Origin of the sequence: Metabacillus niabensis, assembly GCF_902829255.1 — a bacterium.
GTDB lineage: Bacteria > Bacillota > Bacilli > Bacillales > Bacillaceae > Metabacillus > Metabacillus niabensis.
In genome coordinates, this window is sequence record NZ_CADEPK010000064.1 from 1 (window position 1) to 4,557 (window position 4,557).

Below are 4,557 nucleotides of genomic sequence, written 5' to 3' on the forward strand. Positions count from 1 at the left end.
CTTAATTATTATTAATAAGTCAACGAATCAATTAGCTTTCTTTGAAAATGGCATTTTAGTTAAACAATTCCGTATTGCTACTGGAAAAAAACCTTCCTATACACCCGAAGGAACCTTTCAGATCGTCAATAAAATTAAAAATAGACCTTATTATTCAGGTAATATAGCTGGAGGAGATCCAAATAATCCATTGGGTAATCGTTGGTTAGGAATTAATGCTAGAGGTACGAACGGAGATATATACGCGATTCACGGTAATAATAATCCTGATTCTATTGGGACATATGCTAGTAATGGATGTATTAGAATGCATGATGCTGAAATCGATTGGTTATATGAGCGCGTATCCGTAAATACAACGGTTCATATTACTAGCTCCTTACAATCTTTCGAATCAATCGCTGCTTCAATTGGTTACCATACTAATAGTGATAGTGTAAACGGAGAAAAATCTAATTTCTTGAAGTATGGAGCTAGAGGAGAAGCTGTACGTGAAATTCAAAAACAGCTAACAAACCTTGGGTACAATACAGGTGGAGTTGATGGAATATTTGGCAAACAAACTGAACAAGCAGTTATCGACTTCCAAATGCAGCATGGATTACTAGCAGATGGGATCGTTGGCCCACAAACAAGTAAAGTACTAGCAAAACAATAGCTTTTATATAGATATCAGCAAAAAAAGCCTCTAACGTATTAGTGGCTTTTTCGCTTTACTCCTAATTGTTTTTGAAATAATTAAATTGTCCCATATATAACTGACCGAAGACGTGGTTGATGATAGGCTTCTAAATTTGGATACATTTGCTGCATGTACACAGCAGATAATTTTTCTTTCGGATCGATTAGAACCCAAGTACCTAGCATTCCTGACCAACCAAATTCTCCAATGGAACTATTTATTCCCCCTAATGAAGGATTTTCCATAACTCGTACACCTAATCCATATCCATAGCCTTTTAAGTAATCCCAGTTATAATTGTTGCTATTTTCTAAAGTTAAATGGTTTTGTGACATTAGTTCAATCGTTTTGCGACCAATAATTTGCACTCCGTGTAATTGACCACCATTTGCTAGCATTTGTGCAAATCGATTATAATCTCTTAACGTTGAGAATAAGCCTGCACCACCATTCTCATATGGAAAATCAATTTGAAATGCTTCATCAGCTTCTTTAGCGCTTACAAGTTTGCCTTGCTCATTACGAATATATACGTTAGAAATTCGATGTTGTTTATTTTCTGGTACTTTGAAAAATGTATCCTCCATTTGTAGCGGGTCAAAAATTTCATCCTTCAAAAATTGACCGAATGTTTTGCCAGAAAGTACTTCTATGAAGGCTCCTAAAACATCATGACTTAAACCATAATGCCACTGTGAACCTGGCTCAAATGCTAAAGGAATGGATGCAATCATTTTGGAAATTGTTTGCACGTCAATCGCTTCCCCTTGACGTACCCTTTGATCTATGTTTGACATTGCCTTTGCTGTCATTCTTTCTGTTTCATTTGCATCACCAGGATAAGTTATTCCTGAAGTCATCGTAAAAAGATCCTTAACTAATATTTTATTAGCTGTAGGTCTTTCTATATAATTACCGTTTTCTTGCTTTTCAAAGACACGTTGATTTTTAAATTCAGGTAAATATTCTTCAAGTGGATCATTTAATAAAAATAGGCCTCGCTCATATAACATTAATGCAGCCGTACATGTTACAACCTTTGTCATTGAGAAAATTCGATAAATTGTTTCGTCTGTTATCGGCAATTCTTTATCAATATCCGCAAATCCTAAGTAGTTTTCGTAAATGGTTTTTCCATCCTTCGTCACCATACATGCGCATCCCGGAAGTCCATTCCCAACGAAATGTTGAAGAAGGGTTGTTAATCTACTATGTAAATCAGACATCGAATCACTCCAAATCTTTCTCTTAAAGTAATGGTAATCACTGTTTGTTTAATTGGATAAAAGGATTTGATAATCCTGCTTTTTAACAAATTTTTTCAGAAAAGTTTTATAAGCTTTACCCCATGTGCTGGAACCTTTGCTTCTATCTTCTCTTCAACAATACCTTCTTCCACATTGACCCATAAATCTTTTACATTTTTTGGTGAAGTAATTCCGAGTTGGTCCAAGGAGACAGTCAATAACGTTTCTTCATCTGTTGCATTAAATAGTGCTACATACGTTAATTCATTATCCTTTGCCGTCCATACAATTTTATCATTTTCCCTGTAAACTAGCTTATTACTATGGCTATTACGATGCATATTTAAAACTTCTTTGTTTGTTAATAATGACAATGTCCATTCATCATTGTCCCGTAGTTCACCACCGAACATTAATGGGGATTTAAAAATACACCAAAGAGTCATCATCGTTAATTGCTCATCTTTTGTAAATCGTGTAAAGCGATCACTTCCACCGCCATCAACAGATCGAATCCCGATGTGACCTAAAGGTAACATGTCACAATCTGGCCAATTTCCTTCTGATACATGTTCACTCCACTTTTCACATCTTTCAAACATTCCATATAATAACTCCCATTTATCCCAGAAATCATCCGTCATTCTCCACATATTTGCATTAGCCTTTAATTCATTCGCATGTTGTAATGGTGCAGGACCAGGTGAAAGGCTTAAAACTATGTCTCTACCACAATTGTCAATTGCCTTTCGAATGAGTTTTATCTCTTCGATATGGATATCATAAAGGCGTGAAGCTGCAATATCATCCACCTTAATAAAGTCTACTTCCCATTCAGCATATAGCTTAAGTAACGAATTATAGTATTCTTGTGCTCCTTCCTTTGATGCGTCAACACCATACATGTCTGTATTCCAAGGACATATTGAATTAGGATGAGCAATATCTCTTGCGCCAACATTTGTTCCTAATATCGGTGTATTTGCATGGACAGCTTGGCGGGGAATTCCTCGCATTATATGAATCCCAAACTTTAAGCCAAGATTATGAATATAGTCCGCCAACTCCTTGAAACCCCTTCCATTTCGTGCTGAAGGAAAGCGATTTGTAGCCGGAATTAATCTTGAATATTCATCCATTTCTAAAGGAACAAAAGGACGATAAACTGAAGATACAGCACCAGGCTCATACCATTGAATATCAACTACAACATATTCCCATCCATATTCCTTTAAATTTTTTGCAATGTAATCAGCATTCCCCTTTACTTCCTCTTCTGTAACAGTAGCTCCGTAACAGTCCCAACTATTCCACCCCATCGGAGGTGTCTTCGCAAATGTTGTATGGTTCATTCAAATCATTTCCTTTCTATTATATTGCTATTCTACTTATATAATAAAAGGAATGATTTTCAACAATCTATAATAAACTTTTGCTTTTTATGTACTATATTGCTATTAATCAAATTTCAATTGGTTTACTGAAGCAATATCTTTGCCATCTCTAAATTCCCCAGGGGAAAAACCAAGCCATTTGCGAAAGACTTTAATAAAGTAACTTCCATTGGAATAGCCTATTAATTTAGCTATCTCATCAATTGTTAACTCTGATTGTCGTAGCAAGTTAACTGCTTTCTCCATCCTCACTTTTGTTAAATATTCAATTGGCGTATAGCCTGTAGATTGCTTAAATATACGAATAAAATGGTATTTAGAAATTTCCACTTCAATTGCGATTTCCTCTAAGCTTTGAATATACGCATAGTCCTTTTCCATTTTTTCTACTGCATTTTGGATTTTGACAGGCCAATTGCTTTTCATCTTTTTGTGCTCATCAGAAAATCTAAAAAGCTCCATAATGAATTGATAAACAATTGATGCTGCCCGATACCCATCCGTAATTTGTTGTCTACTAGCTGCATGAAATATATTTTGTAGTAAACTAATGACGGAATGATCATTATTTATTTTAATCACTCTTCCTATCTTTCCTACCAACTCATTCCAGTGATGGATAATTCCAGTTGGCCTAACTAAAATATAATAAAATTCCCATGAATTGCTTTCTTCTGGTAAATAATATATATGGTCACTTGGTATTTCAACCATAAATGCATAACCGGGCATTATTTTGTACGTCTTTTCATCGATAGCAAGATGACCAAACCCCGATATTGTATATTGAAATAATAATAATGGCCCATCAACCCGTTTACGGCCATCCCAATGATACTGCTCTTTATTCGAAATAAGATCATGTCCAACTGCAAACAATTGACAAAATGGTCCATTTAAAGTATCTAGAAAACGAAATCCATATGTTTCACAATGATGGTGCTGTTCCATTTTTATCCCCCAAATTGCATCATATTGTTAATCATACTAATAAACAATTGGAAAATAAACATTAATAAAACGAAATAATTTTCGATTTGGTTATTTATTGACAAATGTTATTTTATTAATTATAATATTTTTGGAAACGCTTACAAATAGAGGGGTGATTTGATTGTCTAAAATCACATATGAGTTAAAAAACAGTAAAGGAAAAATGATTGATGCTTTACTTCATATGAATTTATATAAAATGCCGGATGGAAGGCAATTATATGAAGCTACAGAAAAAGAA

Annotated in this window: 5 protein-coding genes; 2 read left to right on the forward strand and 3 right to left on the reverse strand. The window is 34.6% G+C overall.

Annotated features, from left to right (window positions below; genetic code table 11):
* The coding region (locus HU235_RS07400) for a L,D-transpeptidase family protein (protein ID WP_174879794.1) at nt 1-658 on the forward strand (658 nt) is incomplete at its 5' end.
* An 80-nt stretch (nt 659-738) separates the two neighbouring features.
* On the opposite strand, the gene HU235_RS07405 is transcribed toward HU235_RS07400, so the two are convergent.
* From HU235_RS07405 to HU235_RS07415, 3 genes are all read right to left on the reverse strand, one after another.
* Entirely contained in the window at nt 739-1,908 is a 1,170-nt protein-coding gene (locus tag HU235_RS07405; RefSeq protein ID WP_174879795.1) for a serine hydrolase domain-containing protein, read from the reverse strand.
* 95 nt (nt 1,909-2,003) lie between these two features.
* The gene (locus HU235_RS07410) at nt 2,004-3,281 is read right to left on the reverse strand and encodes a glycoside hydrolase family 27 protein (protein ID WP_174879796.1); all 1,278 of its coding nucleotides are present in this window, start codon (nt 3,279-3,281) and stop codon (nt 2,004-2,006) included.
* A gap of 105 nt (nt 3,282-3,386) precedes the next feature.
* Nucleotides 3,387-4,274, reverse strand: coding sequence for an AraC family transcriptional regulator (locus tag HU235_RS07415; RefSeq protein WP_174879797.1), 888 nt, complete (start codon nt 4,272-4,274; stop codon nt 3,387-3,389).
* Between the two features lie 205 nt (nt 4,275-4,479).
* Here HU235_RS07415 and fbpA point away from each other — a divergent pair.
* The coding region (gene fbpA / locus HU235_RS25465) for a Fur-regulated basic protein FbpA (RefSeq protein WP_217451422.1) at nt 4,480-4,557 on the forward strand (78 nt) is incomplete at its 3' end.

Coding starts and splice junctions, on each gene's coding strand:
- HU235_RS07405 (WP_174879795.1), bottom strand. CDS start 1,908: ATGTCTGATTTACATAGTAGATTAACAACCCTTCTTCAACATTTCGTT.
- HU235_RS07410 (WP_174879796.1), bottom strand. CDS start 3,281: ATGAACCATACAACATTTGCGAAGACACCTCCGATGGGGTGGAATAGT.
- HU235_RS07415 (WP_174879797.1), bottom strand. CDS start 4,274: ATGGAACAGCACCATCATTGTGAAACATATGGATTTCGTTTTCTAGAT.